Source organism: Mesorhizobium sp. CCNWLY176 (genome assembly GCF_037153935.1).
GTDB lineage: Bacteria > Pseudomonadota > Alphaproteobacteria > Rhizobiales > Rhizobiaceae > Mesorhizobium_M > Mesorhizobium_M zhangyense.
Window position 1 is genome coordinate 217,523 of record NZ_JBBBDZ010000003.1, and the last position, 16,655, is coordinate 234,177.

Consider the following 16,655-nt stretch of genomic DNA (forward strand, 5'->3'; position numbering starts at 1 on the left):
GCGGCGAAGCGGCGGGAAAGGCGAAAAGGACAAGGACAATGACGATCAATCTGCAAAAGCCGGACATAACCGAGCTGAAGCCGCGCATCACCGTTTTCGGTGTCGGCGGTGGCGGCGGCAACGCAGTCAACAACATGATCACCGCGGGTCTTCGCGGCGTCGAATTCGTCGTGGCCAACACCGATGCCCAGGCGCTTACGATGTCGAAGGCCGATCGCCTGATCCAGCTTGGCGCCCATGTCACCGAGGGTCTCGGCGCGGGTTCCCAGCCTGAGGTCGGTCGCGCCGCCGCCGAAGAGTGCATCGACGAGATCATCGATCATCTGACGAACACCCATATGTGCTTCGTCACCGCCGGCATGGGCGGTGGCACTGGTACGGGTGCTGCTCCTGTCGTTGCCCGCGCAGCGCGCGAAAAGGGCATCCTCACCGTCGGCGTCGTCACCAAGCCGTTCCACTTCGAAGGCCAGCGCCGCATGAAGACAGCGGACATGGGCATCGAGGAACTGCAGAAATGCGTCGATACCCTGATCGTCATTCCGAACCAGAACCTGTTCCGGCTCGCCAATGACAAGACGACCTTTGCCGATGCCTTCGCCATGGCCGACCAGGTGCTTTATTCGGGTGTTGCCTGCATCACCGACCTGATGGTCAAGGAAGGTCTTATCAATCTCGACTTTGCCGACGTCCGTTCGGTGATGCGCGAGATGGGCAAGGCGATGATGGGCACCGGCGAAGCTTCGGGCGAGGGCCGTGCGATGGCCGCCGCCGAGGCTGCAATTGCCAACCCGCTGCTCGACGAAACCTCGATGAAGGGGGCGAAAGGCCTGCTGATCTCCATCACCGGCGGTCGCGACCTCACCCTGTTCGAAGTCGACGAAGCGGCGACCCGTATCCGCGAGGAGGTTGACCAGGATGCCAACATCATCCTGGGTGCTACCTTCGACGAGGAACTCGAAGGCGTCATCCGCGTCTCGGTCGTGGCGACCGGCATCGACAAGACGGCTGCCGAAATCGCAGCCGCCCCGATCGCCATCCGCCCGCCCATGAAGCCGGCTCCGCGTCCGGCGGCAATTGTCGAGCAGCGTCCCGCCGCACCTGTGCAGCAGATCGTCCAGGAAGCGCCGCGTGCTGCCGATCCGGTGGCCGATGCGATCCGCATGGCCGAAGCGAATGCAGCCGCAATGGCAGCACCCCGCCCGGTCGCCGTTCAGGACGATTTCCGCCCGCAGAGCAAGCTGTTCCAGGCTCCGCCGCCTGCCGCTCCCCAGCCGCAGCCGGTCCAGCAGCAGCCGATGGCAGCTCCTGTGCAGCTGCGTGAACTGCCTCAGCAGCCGGTGGCCGCCGCTCAGCCGCGGATGCCGCGTGTCGAAGACTTTCCGCCGCTGGTGAAAGCCGAAGTGGAAGCCAAGGCCCGCGCTCCCGAGCAGCATCACGAAAGCGGTCCGATGAGCTTGCTGAAGCGCCTGACCAACGGCCTGACCCGCCGCGAGGAAGAGCCTGCACGCCTGCAACCGGCACAGCCGCGCGAACCGAAGCTGCGCCAGCAGGCTCCGGAGTTGCGCCGCGCGGCCAGCCAGGACCCGTCGCTCTACGCGCCGCGCCGCGGCCAGCTCGATGAACATGGCCGTCTCGCTCCGCAGCAGCGGGCCGTGCAGGAAGACGATCAGTTGGAGATTCCGGCATTCCTGCGCCGGCAAGCCAACTGAACCGTTAACGGAATGTAACAGATATTAACGGGCAGGCGCGTGAGCGCCTGCCCGTTAACTTTTTAAATTGAATGAAAACAAATGCTTGGTGTGTTAAGCGTCTCTTAATTCGCCGTAACACGGGGTAAAAAACCGTGATTTGGAGTCTTCCCTGCGCGTCACTATCTTCCGCTTGATTGGAATCGGTGTGCGCGAATCTGCGGGGAACTGTTCCCGTATGCCGACAGACACGAGAGCAACGCCCCTCTGGACTGGCGTGACAGACACGCGCTAAACGGGCACATGGGGATTCACTTGCACGACTATCAGACGACATTGAAATCGCGCGCGACGCTTTCCGGGGTTGGCGTCCACAGCGGTAAACCAGTCACTCTGCACTTCCTGCCTGCCGATGCGGACACCGGTATAGTGTTCCACCATGTCGGTGAGGGCGAAGCCACGCGCGACCTGCGCGCGCTCGTTTCCGAAGTCGGCAGCACCGATCTCTGCACCATGCTCGGCGATCCTGCCGGCTATCATGTCGCCACCGTCGAGCACGTCATGGGCGCGCTGTTCGGTCTGGGCATCGACAATCTCATCATCGAGATCGACGGCAATGAAGTGCCGATCCTCGACGGCAGCGCCATCCGTTTCGTCGAAGCCATCGATCAGGCCGGCATCGAGACGCTTTCTGCCAAGCGCCGCTACGTTCGCATCCTGAAGCCTGTTCGCATCGAGGCGGGGGCCTCCTGGGCCGAATTCCGCCCCTATGCCGGAACGCGCTTCGAGGTCGAGATCGATTTCGAAAACCCGGCCATCGGCCGCCAGTCCTTCGCCGCAGACGTCAATCCGGACATGTTCCGCACCGAGATCGCACGCGCGCGCACCTTCGGTTTCATGAAGGATGTCGAGCGCCTGTGGGCTGCCGGCTATGCGCTCGGCTCTTCGCTGGAAAATTCCGTGGTGATCGGCGACGACAGCCGCATCATCAACATCGAAGGCCTGCGCTATCCCAACGAATTCGTACGACACAAGACGCTGGACGCGATGGGCGACCTGTCGCTTGCCGGCGCACGCTTCATCGGCTGCTTCCGCTCCTATCGCGGTGGTCACCGGATGAATGCCGCTGCCCTTCGCCGCCTGCTGTCGGATCGTTCGGCCTTCGAGATCGTCGAGACGACTCGCCGCGAACGTGGGCGGTCGGCCGAAATGATCGCCGTCAACGCGCCGGTCTACGCACCCTGGGTGCTTTGAGGCACGCCCGGGGGCTGACCTGGGGCCTTGAAAAGCAGGGCTTGTGTGACGATAACGCATCGTCCACAGGCTGATTATGGCGAAAGCCTGAGCCTGCCACAAAAATGCACCATTGCCGGACGATAGCGTTGCCGTTCAAGGGCAGTTGTGGTCTATGACTGCGGGGCGATGAGTATAATCATGGCGAGAGGGCCGAATCCGATCATGTTTTTCCAGCGAGCTGCACAGTCGAATCAGCCGGCGCGCGCTGCCTTCCTGGCGCTTTCGGTGCTTTCCGCGCCGCTTCTCCTTTCGGCCTGCATGTCTTCCGAAAAGGACCTCGATCTGTCGACCTATGTCGAGCAGACCGAACCAGCCGATGTTCTCTACAATCAGGGCCTGGCCAATCTGAATTCCGGCCGCCTGAAAGAAGCAAGCCGCAAGTTCGATGCGGTCGACCGCCAACATCCCTATTCGGAATATGCCCGTAAATCGATGGTGATGGGCGCCTTCGCCAATTACCGCCAGGGCAACTACGACGACTCGATCACCTCGGCGAAGCGCTACCTCGCGCTCTATCCGTCGACGCCCGACGCGGCCTATGCCCAGTATATCATCGGCCTGTGCTATTTCCGCCAGATCAAGGACGTGACGCAGGACCAGAAGGAATCGCGCCGCGCCATCGAGGCGATGCAGGAAGTGGTTACCCGCTGGCCTGATTCGGAATATGTCGACGACGCCAAGGAAAAGGTGCGCTTTGCGCGCGACCAACTCGCCGGCAAGGAAATGCAGGTCGGCCGCTATTATCTCGAGCGCCGCGAATATATCGCCGCTGTGAAGCGCTTCCGCTACGTGGTCGAGAATTACTCCAATACCCGCCAGGCCGAAGAAGCGCTCGCGCGTCTGACCGAAGCCTATTACGCGATGGGCCTGACCTCGGAAGCGCAGACGGCAGCCGCCGTGCTCGGCCAGAACTATCCGGACAGCCCGTGGTATCGCGATTCCTACAAGCTGCTGCAGACCAATGGTCTGGAGCCACGTGAGAACGCCGGCTCGTGGATATCCAAGGCCGGAAAACTTATCACCGGCGCCTGATAGCGGGCGTAGATGCTTTCCAGACTGTCTATCCGCGATATCGTCCTGATCGAGCGGCTGGACATTGATTTCTCGCCGGGGCTCTCCGTTCTCACCGGCGAGACGGGTGCAGGCAAATCCATTCTTCTCGACGCGCTGTCGCTGGCACTGGGTGCCCGCGGCGACGCATCGCTCGTCCGCCACGGTGCGGCGCAGGGGCAGGTGTCGGCTGTGTTCGACGTGCCGCGCAATCATCCCGCACGCCAGATTCTGATCGACAATGCGCTTGATGACGACGGCGACATCATCCTGCGCCGCGTCCAGACCGCAGACGGGCGCACGCGCGTCTTCGTCAACGACCAGCCGTCCAGCGTCACCCTGATGCGCGATATCGGCCGCGCGCTGGTCGAGATCCACGGCCAGCATGACGAACGCGCGTTGGTCGACGCAAGCGCCCACCGCGAATTGCTGGATTCCTTCGGCGGGCATATCGGCGAGGCGCGTGCCTGCGGCGAGGCGTGGCGGCGCTGGCGTGACTGCGAACAGGAACTGGCGCGGCATCGCGCGCGCGTCGAGGCTGCCGCGCGCGAGGCCGATTATTTACGTGCCGCCGTTGCCGAACTTTCCCAGCTCGACCCTCAGCCGGGCGAGGAAACGGAGCTGGCGGAAATCCGCACGACGATGATGCGGGCTGAAAAGATCGCCGGAGAGATCCAGGACGCGCAGGATGTGCTTTCCGGCCAGAACTCGCCGTTGCCGCAATTGGCAAGTTTGCTCAGGCGCTTGCAGCGCAAGGCATCGGAAGTCCCCGGCCTGCTCGATGATGTCGTGAAATCTCTGGACGAAGCCATGCTGTCGCTGGACGCTGCGCAGTCGGGCGTCGATACCGCGTTGCGCGCCACGGAATATGATCCGAAGCGTCTGGAGAAGGCGGAAGAGCGACTGTTTGCGCTGCGCGCCGCGTCGCGCAAGCACAATGTGCCGGTCGACGATCTGGCGCGGCTGCGCGATACAATGGTGGCCGATCTCGCCGATCTCGACGCTGGCGAAGAGCGCCTGCATCTCCTCCAAAAGCAGGCTGTCGCCGCGCGCGACGCCTACGACGCTGTGGCGGCAAATCTTTCGGAACTGCGCAAAGGTGCAGCTGTCGGATTGCGCAACGCGGTGATGGCCGAATTGCCGGCGCTGAAGCTGGAGCGTGCCGAGTTCATCGTCGAGATGAGCACGGAGGCCGGCAATCGGCTGGAGGAGGGCATCGACCTGATCGAGTTCTGGGTGCGCACCAACCCCGGCACCAAGCCCGGCCCGATGATGAAGATAGCGTCGGGCGGCGAGCTTTCCCGCTTCCTGCTGGCGCTGAAGGTGGCGCTTGCCGATCGCGGCTCTGCACCGACGCTGGTGTTCGACGAAATCGACACGGGCGTGGGCGGTGCCGTGGCCGATGCGATCGGGCAACGCCTGTCGCGGCTGGCCAATCGGGTCCAGGTTCTGTCGGTCACCCATGCGCCGCAGGTTGCCGCGCGCGCCGGCACGCATTTCCTTATCGCCAAGTCCGGCGGCAAAGAGCAGGTCTCGACCAGCATCGCCGAGATGGATCGCGGCTCGCGGCAGGAAGAGATCGCCCGCATGCTGGCCGGCGCAACAATCACCGACGAAGCGCGGGCCGCGGCCGAGCGCCTGCTGCGGGAAAATACTGCCGCTGCATCCTGAGTCCCTTAACGAACTGATTCCGGCGATGTCAGCAGGTTGCTGTTTCGGCACGATCTTTTGCTAAAAAGACTGCCGTCCCTTTGTCTCTTCGGCTAGTGTAGCCGCCGCAATAGCAGCCGGATTCTCAAGCCATGTCAGTGACCGCCAAGCCCGTCGAGGATTTGACCGAAGCCGAAGCCGAAGCCGAACTTGCCCGGCTTGCGGCGGAGGTCGCCTATCATGACGAGCGCTATCACGGTCACGACGAGCCGGAAATCTCCGATGCCGCCTATGATGCTCTGAAGCGGCGCAACGACGCGATCGAGAAGCTGTTTCCCCAGTTCATCCGCGCCGACAGTCCCTCGATTCGCGTGGGTGCGGCACCGCTTCCGACCTTTGCGTCGATTACCCATTCGCGGCCGATGCTGTCTCTCGACAACGCCTTTTCCGACGAAGACGTGCGTGATTTCGTCGGCTCCGTCTACCGTTTCCTCGGCCAGTTGCCGGACGGGTCGATCGCCTTCACCGCCGAACCGAAAATCGACGGCCTTTCCATGTCGATCCGCTATGAACGGGGCCGGTTGGTGAATGCCGCGACCCGTGGCGACGGGACGACCGGCGAAAACGTCACCGAGAATATCAAGACCATCAAGGAAATCCCGAACCGGCTTCCGGCCGATGCCCCCGATGTCGTCGAGGTGCGCGGCGAGGTCTATATGCGCAAGAGCGATTTTCTCGCGCTCAACGCGCAGATGGAAGCGGAAGGCAAGCAGACCTATGTGAACCCGCGCAACACGGCAGCGGGATCGCTGCGCCAGCTCGACGCCAAGGTGACGGCGAGCCGCAACCTGAAATTCTTCGCCTATGCCTGGGGGGAGATGTCCGAGATGCCCGCCGACACCCAGATGGGCATGGTGGGAAAGTTCAGGGAATGGGGTTTCCCGGTCAATCCGTTGATGAAGCGGCTTACCTCGGTCGAGGACATCATTGCCCACTATAACGAGATCGGGCTCCTGCGCCCGGATCTCGACTATGAGATCGACGGCGTCGTCTACAAGGTCGACAGGCTGGACCTGCAGGAGCGTCTCGGCTTTCGCTCGCGTTCGCCACGCTGGGCGACGGCGCATAAATTCCCGGCCGAACAGGCGTTCACCCATGTCGAGAAGATCGACATCCAGGTCGGTCGCACCGGCGCGTTGACGCCGGTGGCGCGGCTGACGCCGGTCACGGTCGGCGGCGTCGTCGTTACCAATGCGACGCTGCACAACGAGGACTACATCAGGGGTATCGGCAATTCGGGCGAGCGCATCCGCGAGGAGGAGCACGATATCCGCATCGGCGACACGGTGATCGTCCAGCGGGCCGGCGACGTCATTCCGCAGGTGCTCGACGTCATCATGGAGAAGCGCCCGGCGGATGCCGTGCCCTATGAATTCCCGAAGAAATGCCCGATCTGCGGCAGCCATGCGGTGCGCGAGAAGAACGAGAAAACCGGCAAGCTGGACTCCGTCACCCGCTGCACCGGCGGTTTCGTCTGCCGCGCGCAGGCGGTCGAGCATCTGAAGCATTTCGTCTCGCGCGCGGCCTACGATATCGAGGGGCTTGGCGCGAAGCAGATCGACTTCTTTTTCGAAAGCGAGGACGAGGCGCTGAAGGTGCGCACTGCGCCCGACATTTTCACGCTGAAGCAGCGGCAGGAAACGTCGCAGCTCACCAAGCTCGAGAACATCGATGGTTTCGGCAAGGTGAGCGTCAAAAAGCTGTTCGACGCCATCGACGAGCGCCGAAGCATTGCTCTCAACCGCTTCATCTATGCGCTCGGCATCCGCCACATCGGCGAAACTAACGCGAAGCTGCTTGCCCGCGCCTATGGCACCTACGAAGCCTTCGAGGCGGCGATGAAGCAGGCCGCTGCACTCTCGGGGGATGCCTGGGAAGACCTCAATAACATCGAGGGTATCGGCGAGGTCGTGGCGCGCGCGCTCGTCGAATTCTTCAAGGAGCCGCGCAATGTCGAGGTGATCGACAAGCTCCTGAAGGAGGTGACGCCGCAAGCCATGGAAGCGCCGGTGGCGAGTTCCAGTCCCGTCGCCGGCAAGACGGTCGTCTTCACCGGCTCGCTCGAAAAGATGTCGCGCGACGAGGCCAAGGCGATGGCCGAGAGGCTCGGCGCGAAGGTCTCGGGCTCCGTTTCGAAGAAGACCGATCTGGTCGTTGCCGGGCCGGGCGCGGGGTCAAAACTGAAGCAGGCGACCGAATTCGGCATTGAGGTTATCGACGAGGATGCATGGTTCGAAAGGGTAGGGCAGCGGCCTTAAGCCCCGCCGAGTCGATTGATCCCAGCCGGCAGGAGCATCATTTTCCCTGATCGCTGGCTCAAGCGAATTCATATGACTTGCGAGTCCTGCCGACCTAAATAGACTTTCTTTCCTAGATCGCCGTGCGTCCATTCGGATGCACAAAGGTCGATCTGACACTTTGAATGAGCATCCGAATATTCCGAAAACCGGTACCCACTTTTCGGTCCGATGCTTTAGGGAGTAGCCATGTCCAGCGAAGCCATTTCCGAGGGCGCTCGTGCGAGCGGGTTTTGGCGCGGTTTTCAAATGGGCGTTCCCATTGTGGTGGCTTCCGGGCCGTTCGGCCTTCTTTTCGGGGCGCTTGCGGCCGAGCAGGGTTTCAGCGTCTTCGAAGCTGTCTTGATGAGTGCGACCGTCTATGCCGGCGCGAGCCAGATGGTCGGCATCGAACTGTTCGGCCAGAATCTGTCGCCCGCTCTCATCGTGTTTTCGATCTTTGCGGTGAACTTCCGTCATGTGCTTTATTCGGCAGCACTCGGGCGGCGTATTCGCCATTGGCCACTCGCCCAGAAGGCGATCGGCTTTTTCTTTCTCACCGATCCGCAATATGCCGGCGCGGAAGCGAAGGGCGAACGTGGCGAAGACGTTTCCTTCGCCTGGTATATGGGTATGGCATTGCCGGTCTATGTTTGCTGGGTTGCGGAAGCAGCGCTCGGCGCGCAGTTCGGCAAGCTGATACCCGACACGCACGCCTTCGGGCTCGATTTCCTGCTGCCGATCTATTTCCTCGGCCTCGTCATGGGCTTTCGCAAGCGGCCCTTGTGGCTGCCGATCGTCATTACCAGCGCGATCGTTTCGATCATTGCCTACAAGACGGTCGGGTCGCCCTGGCATGTGTCTATCGGCGCGGTTGCCGGCATCCTGCTTGCAGCAGTGATGCCGATCAAGAAATCCGATCAGTCCGAAACCTCCGAGCGGAGTGAAGTCCTGTGAGCACGACAGTCTGGATCATCCTTGCCGGTGCTGCGATGACCTATCTCACGCGTATCGGCGGCCACCTCGTCCTGTCGCGCTTCGAACGCGTCCATCCGCGCATCGAGGCCGGGCTGGATGCCGTGCCCGCTGCCGTGTTGACGACGCTGGTGGCGCCTGCCGCCATTTCGGCAGGGCCGACGGAACTGGCAGCACTTCTGGTCGCAGGCATCGTTTCGCTGCGAAGCGGGCTGATGCCGATGTTCCTGGCGGGCGCTGTGGTTCTGATCGCGCTGCGCCATTTCATGGGCTGAAGCGCTATTTGTTTTTGATGATCGCGCCTATGAAATCGACGCGGTCGCCTGTTCCAGCCATTTCAGCGTTTCGCCATCCACCATCGGCCCGATCTCGGCCAGCACGCGGGCGTGATAGGCGTTCAGCCAGACAAGCTCCTCGTGCGTCAGAAGGTCGGACCTGACCAGCCGGCGGTCGATCGGCGCAAGCGTCAGCGTCTCGAATTCGTGTACAGGCAGGTCACCACCTTCGACCGGTTTGGCGGCGGTCACGAGAATAAGATTCTCGATCCGGATGCCGTAGTGGCCTTCCTTGTAGTAGCCGGGCTCGTTGGACAGGATCATGCCTTCGAGGAACTTTTCAGTGCCGGTTCGCGAAATGCGTTGCGGCCCTTCATGGACGGCCAGGTAAGAGCCGACGCCGTGGCCGGTGCCGTGCGCGAAATCCAGGCCGCGCTTCCATAGCGCCATTCTGGCGACCGCATCGATCTCTGAGCCGCGTGTACCAACCGGAAAGCGCAATGTCGAAATGCCGATCATACCCTTCAGGACGAGGGTGAAGCGTTCGCGCATCTCGTCGGTCGGTTGGCCGATGGCCACGGTGCGGGTGATGTCGGTGGTGCCGTCCTGATATTGCGCACCTGAATCGAGCAGGAATAGTTCGCCGTCGCCCAGCTTGCGGTTGGTCGCTTTCGAAACGCGGTAATGCATGATCGCGCCGTTCGGACCGGCCCCTGAGATCGTGTCGAAGGACACATCGCGCAGCGGCATCTGCGTTTCCTCGCCGACGGCGCGCCTTGTCTCCTCAAGCTGGGTGACCAGTTTGATCTCATCCATCGTGCCGGGCTTTTGCGCATCGAGCCAGCAGAGCAGTTTTGCCACAGCGGCCCCGTCGCGGCGGTGCGCTGCGCGCGCGCCCTGCAGTTCGGCCTGGTTTTTGGTGGCGCGGGGCAGGCGGGCGGGGTCGGCCTCGGAGACGACCGTGCCGCCATTCTCCTCGATGATCGCCCGCAGCTTTTCGGCGGCAAGGGCAGGGTCCAGTGCTACTTTCGCGCCGGATTTCGCAAGTTTTACGAGGTCGCCCGTGAGTGCGTCGGGCGCGCGAAGGTCGCAAAACTGGGTCAGGTAAGCCTGCACCTTCCGCGGCAGCTTGCGCTTGTCTATGAACAGGCGGTGCTTGCCATCCGCCGCCAGAATGGCGAAGCCCAGCGCCAGCGGGGTGTGCGGTACGTCATTGCCGCGAATGTTGAAGGCCCAGGCAATCGACGACGGGTCGGTCAACACACAGTGTGTGGCGCCATGCTTGGCGAGCGCTTCGGCGAGACGGGCGAGCTTTTCCTTGGCCAGTTCTCCGGCGAATTCGATGGGGTGAATGTCGACCGGTGCGGAGGGCGGCTCGGGCTGGTCCGCCCAGATCTCGTCGATTGGATTGACGTCGAGCGCCACCAGCGTTGCGCCGTTTTTCTCGGCGGCTTTCTTGAGCGCTTGTACCTCGCCGATCGTATGCAGCCATGGGTCGAAGCCCAGCCGCGCGCCCTTGCCGAGATTGTCCCTGATCCATGCGGCGGGTGGATTGTCGATCAGGCTCTCGATGGCGAAGATGCCGAGATCGGCCTGTTCGCGCACCTGCAACTGATAGCGTCCATCGACGAAGATGAAGGCGCGATCCTTAAGAATCAGCGCTACTCCGGCGGAACCGCTGAAGCCCGTCAGCCAGCGCAGCCTCTCCGAGCGAGCGGCAACATATTCGCCCTGATGTTCGTCGGCGCGGGGCACCAGAAAGCCGTCGAGATCGTGGCTCGCGAGCCATTCGCGCAATTTCGCCACGCGCGTGGGCGCGCTGGTCGGATCTCCGGCGGTCTCAAACGTCTGGAACATGACTTTCATGCCTTCCGGTGCTCGGTGCTTCGCGTCGCGCAAACCTATCCGGGTGGGTTGATGCTTGCAACGCGTCCGGTTTGATCCGGGGCTTGCCGGAATGGTGCGATGCACAATTCTGTTCGCACATGCAAAAATGTATGGGTGCAATGCAAAATCGTGTCTGTAAGTCAGCCGCGACCAGTCCTACCTTGGTTGTCGGGAGGTTGATGTTTCAACCAGGGGAATAAGATGTCCGGATTTTTCAAAGCTGCAATCAACGCCTTGATGGAAGCGCGCCAGCGCGAAGCTGCGCGCTATGTCAACGGCGCGCTTCTGTCGCTTGACGACGATACGCTGAAGGCTAATGGCTTTACCCGCGAAGACCTGAAGAAGCGCGGCAGCTCCTACTCGTTCGTGTAACTCACCGCTTGAGGTGAAGCGTCACCCAGCCTTCGCGGGCGAGGGTGCGCGCATGGCGAAAGTTCTGGCCGATATAGGCGGCCAGAACTGCGTTGCGCTGCCGCTCCAGAATGCCTGAAAGCACGATCGAACCGCCCGGCACGAGGTGATGCGCCATCTGCGGCGCGAGCTTCATCAGCGGGCGCGCCAGGATATTGGCGACGATCAGGTCGAAGGGACCGCGCGCGGCGAATATCGGGTGGTGAAAGCCCGGTGCGGTGTAGGCTTCGACATAGGACGAGACACCATTCAGCCGCGCATTGTCCGCCGCGACTTTTGTTGCGATCGGATCGATATCGGTGGCCAGCACCGGAATATGGGCGAACTTCGCCAGAGCGATCGCCAGCACCGCGCTGCCGGTGCCGAGGTCGAGCGCATTGCGCGGCCGCTCGCGTCGCGCCACTGTCTCCAGCACGTTCAGGCAGCCCGACGTGGTGCCGTGATGTCCGGTGCCGAAGGCAAGCCCGGCCTCGATTTCAATCGACAGTTCGCCGGGCCGCTGCTTGTCTCGGTCATGCGCGCCGTGGACGAAAAAGCGTCCGGCGCGAACCGGTTTCAAGCCTTCGAGTGACAGCGCAACCCAGTCCGTATCGGGCAGGATTTCGCGCTCGATCGTCTTTTGCAGCGACAGGCCCTCGAGCACCTGGCGCATGCGGCGCTCGGCATCATCGATATCGCCATCGGCGTAGATCGACACTTCCTGAATGTCGCGCTCCTCGTCCTGTTCCAGCACGGCGATCGGGAAGCCGTCCTCCTCGAACTCGGTTTCGAAAGCAACGAAGATGCGGTTGGCTTCGGCGCGCCCGGCCGTCAGATGGAGGCGTGTCTGGGTCATGGAATTTCGCGATCGGAAGAGAGGAAGCGTCGCCCGCTTTTGAACGTTTCAGCCCTTGCCCGCAAGCCGTTTCAGCTTGGCCACAGCAGTGTCGCCGCTTTCGCCATAGGCAATGGTGCCGAAGAAGTCGCCCTTGCCGTCGAGCAGCAGCACGGAAGCGGTGTGATCCATCGTGTAGTCGCTGCCTTCAAGCGGCACTTTTTTCGAGTAGATGCCGAACGCCTTGGCCATTGCCGCAACCTTGTCCGGCTCGCCGGTGATGCCGGTGACGCGGTCGGAGACGTTGCTGACATAGGAATTCATGATTTCGGGCGTATCGCGCTCGGGATCGATGGAGATGAAGTAGACCTTGATGTCCCTGCCTTCGTCACCGATCTTCTTCAGCCAGCCGTCCATTTCGAACAGTGTCGTCGGGCAGACCTCCGGGCAATGCGTGAAGCCGAAGAACAGCGCCGTCGGCTGGCCGCGGAACGCCGCCTCGGTAATCGGCTGGCCCTTCTGGTCGGTAAGCGCAAACGGCGCGCCATAGGGCTCGCCGCCGTGGCGGGTCTGGTACCAGTCGAAGGTGAGCCAGCCGATGCCGGCAGCCATGAGAACCAGTATGCCAACGAGGATTGCACGCATCATGATATGGAATTTCCGCCCGTAAACCTGAATCTATCGTTTTTTTGTTCGACTGCGATCTTTCCCGGGGCGCGATCTAGAAACACCAGGCAAGCCCGGCTTCCACCGTGGCCATGAAGATCGCTGCCCCGTTCTCCATCCACGCAGCAAAGGCCACGCCGGCCAGGGCGGCGAAAGCCGCCGTGCCCAGAATGATCTTTGCGGTCGTTGCGACCGGAGCCGAAAGGCGCTGTCTCATTGCCGGTAACATAGTCTTTGTGGCGATCTCGAAAAAGAGGCCATGATGCCGCTGGCGGTGGGGGCAGAGGCCGGCACTTTCGGCCTTGGGCTTGCAAGCTGGCTTTTGCTGCCCCAATTGTTGCGAACGGAATTTTTCCTTGCAGGAGGTTTTCATGCGTCTGGCTTTGTACGGTGCTGTTGCTCTTCTCGTTGGCGCGGTCGCGCCAGCGTCCGCGCAGGAGGTCGGCAGGGTCGGCGTCGACTGGCTCGGCAACGACATCATCGTCGAGGCGGTGACGGATCCCGCAGTCGGGGGCGTGACCTGCCACATCTCCTATTTCGACCGTGGCGTGGTCGACCGGCTGCAAAAGGGCAACTGGTTCGAAAACCCGTCCGATTCCTCCATCTCCTGCCGCCAGACCGGGCCGATCACCATCGGCAAGATCGACATGAGCGAGGAAGGCGAAGAGGTGTTCAAGCAGGGCATCAGCCTGATCTGGAAGAAGCAGGTGGTGAACCGCATCTACGACAAGAAGAACGATACGCTGATCTATCTCTCCCATTCCCGCCAGGTGCAGGACGGTTCGGCGAAGATGGCGGTGACAACGGTCCCGCTCTACGGCCAGAATGTCGTCTGGTCCGAAGGCAAGCCGCAGTAAGCTCTATCCGACCGGCTTGCGGGGCAAAGCGAGGCGGCGTAAAGCGCCAGCATGGACCCGAACCCCGCCCTTCGCTTCAAGGATGCCGAGCCGCGCATCCACCCGACAGCCGAGTTGAAGAGCTGCAAGCTCGGCCGCTATGCGATAATCGGCGAGCGCGTGATCCTGCGCGAGGTGACGGTCGGCGATTTTTCCTATTTCGAGCGCCACGCCGAGGCGATCTACACGACGATCGGAAAGTTCTGCTCCATCGCTGCCAACACCCGCATCAATGCGCTTGAACATCCCATCGAGCGCCTCACCACGCATAAGGTGAGCTACCGGCCGAACGAATACTTCCGCTATCTCGGCGTCGATGGCGACTTCAAGGCGCGGCGTCAAAGCAAGGCGGTCACCATCGGCCATGATGTCTGGATCGGCCATGGCGCTGTCATCATGCCGGGCGTCAGCATCGGCAATGGCGCGGTCGTCGGCGCCAACGCGGTGGTGACGCGCGATGTCGGTGCCTATGAGATCGTCACCGGCGTGCCGGCAAAGCTGTTGCGTCGCCGTTTCTCGCCCGAGATTGCCGCCCGCATCGAAGCGCTAGCCTGGTGGGACTGGCCGATCGGCCATCTGGCCGACGCCATCCCCGACATGCAGGCGATGCCGATCGAGGCGTTTCTCGATCGCTGGGAAGCGCGCAAACCCTGAGTTTTCCAGGGTTATCATCCGCTCCAAGATGATCTGATGCGGCTTTCAGGCTGCGACGGTAACCATTTTCCTTAAGGTAAAAGATTAAAGTTAAAAAATGGAAAACAGGTTGTATTAATTAAATACTGCAATTCAAGATTGCATGATTTGATTGCGTGTGAATAATCAAACTCGGAGAACAAGACGGGAAGCAGAGGGAAACACTGTAAGCAACAAAGGAGAGTACATCATGAAGACGATCATCTATGCACTTACTGCTACTGTTGTTTCCTTCTCGGCTGTTTCGGCACATGCCGGCGGTTGGGGCTCCAACACTGGCAACTTCAGCCAGTCGAGCGGCCTCATCAATGTGTCGCCGTCGATCGGCCTCGGCAATATCGGCCTTGGCGTCAACCTGCTGAACGGCTCGCCGATCCTCAGCGGCAACAACATCCTCAGCGGCAACAGCACCGGCATCCTGAACGGGAACACCGTCGGCGTGCTGAACGGCGTCCTTAATGGCGTTGGCATCAACCTCCTGGGCGGCAACAGCTACAAGCTGAAGAAGTAATTCCCGGCCAGCAATCATGAGCATGCATGCAGGGCAGGAGGGAGTTGCGTCCCTCCTGCCTGAAAACCTATTCATAAACTCTACTCCGGCGGCCATCTGCCGGCGTTTTCTGCGCTTCCGGTACTCACGTACCCAAACGTACGCTCCGTTCCGGTTCTCGAAACCGCCACCATCTGACTCGCCGGAGCGAGTTTCTGAACAGGTTTTGGACCGGCAGCTTCAGATCTTCGTCCGGATGCCGATGAAGGCACCGACGGTCTTCTTCTCGACATCGATCACCGTCAGGAAACGCTGCGTGTAATCAACGCGGACGACCAGCGAGACAGCCTTGGTCGCCTGGAAGCTGGCTTCGCCATAGAGGCCATGGGCGCGCTCCCTGTTTTCATAGAGCAGGTTTTTCTTCAGCTCTGCGAAAGCGCCCGAGGCGAGCGCCAGGCGTTCGTTGAGCAGGAACCGTGCCTCGATCTCGCCGCGCTGCAGCCATGAGGCCAGCGGGTCGTCGCTGTCGATGGTCTCGAAGCGGCCGAAATAGGCGCCGCGCAATTCGAAGCCATGCGGCAGGGGCTGCGCGACGGCCACCCGCCATGTCGGGCGCACGCTCTGATAGATGTCCTGTGCGCCGCGCAGCATCTGGACGCCGAGCGCGCCGGTGATGCTGGCTCCCGTCTGGCGCTTGTAGCCGGCCTCCGCCTGCAGCGTATACTCGGCGAGCGACAGGCCGACGGGTGGCGAGCCCAGCTTTTCCACGGAGACGAATTGCGCCGAGGACGAAACGCCATAGGCTGCCTGACCGACAGTGCGCATGAGTTTTGCGCCGACCTGCGTGCGGTTCTTGTCGGGGTCGAGTTTGGTGCGCGGCAGCACGTCGTCCTGGAAGCGGGATTCGCCGAGCAGTTCATAAGCGTTGGCCAGTTCGAGGATAAGTGCTGTGCCGCCGCCGAGATCGATGCCGGCCTGGCCCTGTGCGCCGAACACCTGCTTGGGCGCGCGCGTGCCTATGATGAAGGGGCCAATGGTAAAATCGTCGCCTTCCGTCGAAAGCCGGTAGGTGAGGGTGCCGCGCAGTTCCAGCGCCGGGCTTACGCGCTTCGTCACGTCAAGCAATAGCGCGCCGGCGCGGTCGTCCTCTATCTTCACCGTATCATGGCGGGTCGCCTGGATTTCGGCACCGAATTTCACCGTCCCATTGTCGATCTGCCATTCGTGCTGCAGCGAGCCGCGGATCAGCGAATACCAGTCTGGTATGGCGAATTCGCTGTCGAGCGCATTGCTGGTCCAGTGGCGCTCTACGCTGGTGACGATATTTGGTGCTGGCGGGGCGGCTGGATCAGGCACGAGATCGGCTGCCGCCGATGGCGTTGCCAGAAGGGCCAGCATGAGAGAGGCACGTTTGACCCGCACGGCGCGCTCCGGGTTCGGCTTCGAAAAACCCCTTCCGCCTGCGGGGGTGTCGAGGCGGAAGGGGCTGGAGTACCCCGCCGGGAAGCGGAGGGTACGGGCTCTTGCC

Annotated in this window: 16 protein-coding genes; 11 read left to right on the forward strand and 5 right to left on the reverse strand. The window is 61.9% G+C overall.

Annotated features, from left to right (window positions below; all coding sequences use genetic code 11):
• Window positions 1-38: 38 nt before the first annotated feature.
• The 7 genes from ftsZ (at window position 39) to WBQ96_RS06675 (ending at window position 9,270) form a co-directional block, all read left to right on the forward strand.
• On the forward strand, window positions 39-1,709 hold the full coding sequence (gene ftsZ, locus WBQ96_RS06645; protein WP_336548560.1) for a cell division protein FtsZ: 1,671 nt from the start codon (window positions 39-41) through the stop codon (window positions 1,707-1,709).
• A 282-nt stretch (window positions 1,710-1,991) separates the two neighbouring features.
• Complete coding sequence (lpxC, locus tag WBQ96_RS06650; RefSeq protein WP_336548562.1) at window positions 1,992-2,942, forward strand: UDP-3-O-acyl-N-acetylglucosamine deacetylase; 951 nt, start codon at window positions 1,992-1,994, stop codon at window positions 2,940-2,942.
• 204 nt (window positions 2,943-3,146) lie between these two features.
• Complete coding sequence (locus WBQ96_RS06655; RefSeq protein ID WP_336548935.1) at window positions 3,147-4,016, forward strand: outer membrane protein assembly factor BamD; 870 nt, start codon at window positions 3,147-3,149, stop codon at window positions 4,014-4,016.
• Window positions 4,017-4,028: 12 nt separating this feature from the next.
• Window positions 4,029-5,705: a DNA repair protein RecN gene (gene recN, locus WBQ96_RS06660; RefSeq protein WP_336548564.1), complete on the forward strand. Its 1,677-nt coding sequence runs from the start codon at window positions 4,029-4,031 to the stop codon at window positions 5,703-5,705.
• A 131-nt stretch (window positions 5,706-5,836) separates the two neighbouring features.
• Window positions 5,837-8,002 (forward strand): NAD-dependent DNA ligase LigA, encoded by a 2,166-nt coding sequence (gene ligA, locus WBQ96_RS06665; RefSeq protein ID WP_336548566.1) that lies wholly within the window; start codon window positions 5,837-5,839, stop codon window positions 8,000-8,002.
• Window positions 8,003-8,230: 228 nt separating this feature from the next.
• Window positions 8,231-8,977, forward strand: a complete 747-nt coding sequence (locus tag WBQ96_RS06670; RefSeq protein ID WP_336548568.1) for an AzlC family ABC transporter permease — start codon at window positions 8,231-8,233, stop codon at window positions 8,975-8,977.
• On the forward strand, window positions 8,974-9,270 hold the full coding sequence (locus WBQ96_RS06675; protein WP_336548570.1) for an AzlD family protein: 297 nt from the start codon (window positions 8,974-8,976) through the stop codon (window positions 9,268-9,270). The genes WBQ96_RS06670 and WBQ96_RS06675 overlap by 4 nt, the downstream gene beginning before the upstream one ends.
• 27 nt (window positions 9,271-9,297) lie before the next feature.
• Here WBQ96_RS06675 and WBQ96_RS06680 read toward each other — a convergent pair whose 3' ends face one another.
• Window positions 9,298-11,127: an aminopeptidase P family protein gene (locus tag WBQ96_RS06680; RefSeq protein ID WP_336548572.1), complete on the reverse strand. Its 1,830-nt coding sequence runs from the start codon at window positions 11,125-11,127 to the stop codon at window positions 9,298-9,300.
• A gap of 231 nt (window positions 11,128-11,358) precedes the next feature.
• On the opposite strand from WBQ96_RS06680, the gene WBQ96_RS06685 reads away from it, so the two are divergent.
• Window positions 11,359-11,529 carry a hypothetical protein gene (locus WBQ96_RS06685; RefSeq protein WP_165116079.1) on the forward strand — a complete coding sequence of 57 codons (171 nt, stop codon included), beginning with the start codon at window positions 11,359-11,361 and terminating at the stop codon, window positions 11,527-11,529.
• 1 nt (window position 11,530) lies between these two features.
• Here WBQ96_RS06685 and WBQ96_RS06690 read toward each other — a convergent pair whose 3' ends face one another.
• The 3 genes from WBQ96_RS06690 to WBQ96_RS06700 form a co-directional block, all read right to left on the reverse strand.
• Entirely contained in the window at window positions 11,531-12,403 is an 873-nt protein-coding gene (locus WBQ96_RS06690; protein ID WP_336548576.1) for a 50S ribosomal protein L11 methyltransferase, read from the reverse strand.
• Window positions 12,404-12,451: 48 nt separating this feature from the next.
• Complete coding sequence (locus WBQ96_RS06695; RefSeq protein ID WP_336548578.1) at window positions 12,452-13,030, reverse strand: SCO family protein; 579 nt, start codon at window positions 13,028-13,030, stop codon at window positions 12,452-12,454.
• Between the two features lie 73 nt (window positions 13,031-13,103).
• Entirely contained in the window at window positions 13,104-13,265 is a 162-nt protein-coding gene (locus WBQ96_RS06700) for a hypothetical protein (protein WP_165116073.1), read from the reverse strand.
• A gap of 154 nt (window positions 13,266-13,419) precedes the next feature.
• On the opposite strand from WBQ96_RS06700, the gene WBQ96_RS06705 reads away from it, so the two are divergent.
• From WBQ96_RS06705 to WBQ96_RS06715, 3 genes are all read left to right on the forward strand, one after another.
• On the forward strand, window positions 13,420-13,905 hold the full coding sequence (locus tag WBQ96_RS06705; RefSeq protein WP_336548580.1) for a CreA family protein: 486 nt from the start codon (window positions 13,420-13,422) through the stop codon (window positions 13,903-13,905).
• Between the two features lie 51 nt (window positions 13,906-13,956).
• Window positions 13,957-14,598 (forward strand): DapH/DapD/GlmU-related protein, encoded by a 642-nt coding sequence (locus WBQ96_RS06710; protein WP_336548582.1) that lies wholly within the window; start codon window positions 13,957-13,959, stop codon window positions 14,596-14,598.
• A gap of 229 nt (window positions 14,599-14,827) precedes the next feature.
• Complete coding sequence (locus WBQ96_RS06715; RefSeq protein ID WP_336548584.1) at window positions 14,828-15,148, forward strand: hypothetical protein; 321 nt, start codon at window positions 14,828-14,830, stop codon at window positions 15,146-15,148.
• Window positions 15,149-15,367: 219 nt separating this feature from the next.
• Here the strand turns inward: WBQ96_RS06715 and WBQ96_RS06720 are convergent, their stop codons facing one another.
• The gene (locus WBQ96_RS06720) at window positions 15,368-16,549 is read right to left on the reverse strand and encodes a hypothetical protein (protein WP_336548586.1); all 1,182 of its coding nucleotides are present in this window, start codon (window positions 16,547-16,549) and stop codon (window positions 15,368-15,370) included.
• Window positions 16,550-16,655: the final 106 nt, after the last annotated feature.

What these genes read in the sequence shown, in the direction of transcription:
- ftsZ (WP_336548560.1), top strand. Translation starts at nt 39, where the DNA reads ATGACGATCAATCTGCAAAAGCCGGACATAACCGAGCTGAAGCCGCGC.
- lpxC (WP_336548562.1), top strand. Translation starts at nt 1,992, where the DNA reads ATGGGGATTCACTTGCACGACTATCAGACGACATTGAAATCGCGCGCG.
- WBQ96_RS06655 (WP_336548935.1), top strand. Translation starts at nt 3,147, where the DNA reads ATGTTTTTCCAGCGAGCTGCACAGTCGAATCAGCCGGCGCGCGCTGCC.
- recN (WP_336548564.1), top strand. Translation starts at nt 4,029, where the DNA reads ATGCTTTCCAGACTGTCTATCCGCGATATCGTCCTGATCGAGCGGCTG.
- ligA (WP_336548566.1), top strand. Translation starts at nt 5,837, where the DNA reads ATGTCAGTGACCGCCAAGCCCGTCGAGGATTTGACCGAAGCCGAAGCC.
- WBQ96_RS06670 (WP_336548568.1), top strand. Translation starts at nt 8,231, where the DNA reads ATGTCCAGCGAAGCCATTTCCGAGGGCGCTCGTGCGAGCGGGTTTTGG.
- WBQ96_RS06680 (WP_336548572.1), bottom strand. Translation starts at nt 11,127, where the DNA reads ATGTTCCAGACGTTTGAGACCGCCGGAGATCCGACCAGCGCGCCCACG.
- WBQ96_RS06685 (WP_165116079.1), top strand. Translation starts at nt 11,359, where the DNA reads ATGTCCGGATTTTTCAAAGCTGCAATCAACGCCTTGATGGAAGCGCGC.
- WBQ96_RS06690 (WP_336548576.1), bottom strand. Translation starts at nt 12,403, where the DNA reads ATGACCCAGACACGCCTCCATCTGACGGCCGGGCGCGCCGAAGCCAAC.
- WBQ96_RS06695 (WP_336548578.1), bottom strand. Translation starts at nt 13,030, where the DNA reads ATGATGCGTGCAATCCTCGTTGGCATACTGGTTCTCATGGCTGCCGGC.
- WBQ96_RS06700 (WP_165116073.1), bottom strand. Translation starts at nt 13,265, where the DNA reads ATGAGACAGCGCCTTTCGGCTCCGGTCGCAACGACCGCAAAGATCATT.
- WBQ96_RS06705 (WP_336548580.1), top strand. Translation starts at nt 13,420, where the DNA reads ATGCGTCTGGCTTTGTACGGTGCTGTTGCTCTTCTCGTTGGCGCGGTC.
- WBQ96_RS06710 (WP_336548582.1), top strand. Translation starts at nt 13,957, where the DNA reads ATGGACCCGAACCCCGCCCTTCGCTTCAAGGATGCCGAGCCGCGCATC.
- WBQ96_RS06715 (WP_336548584.1), top strand. Translation starts at nt 14,828, where the DNA reads ATGAAGACGATCATCTATGCACTTACTGCTACTGTTGTTTCCTTCTCG.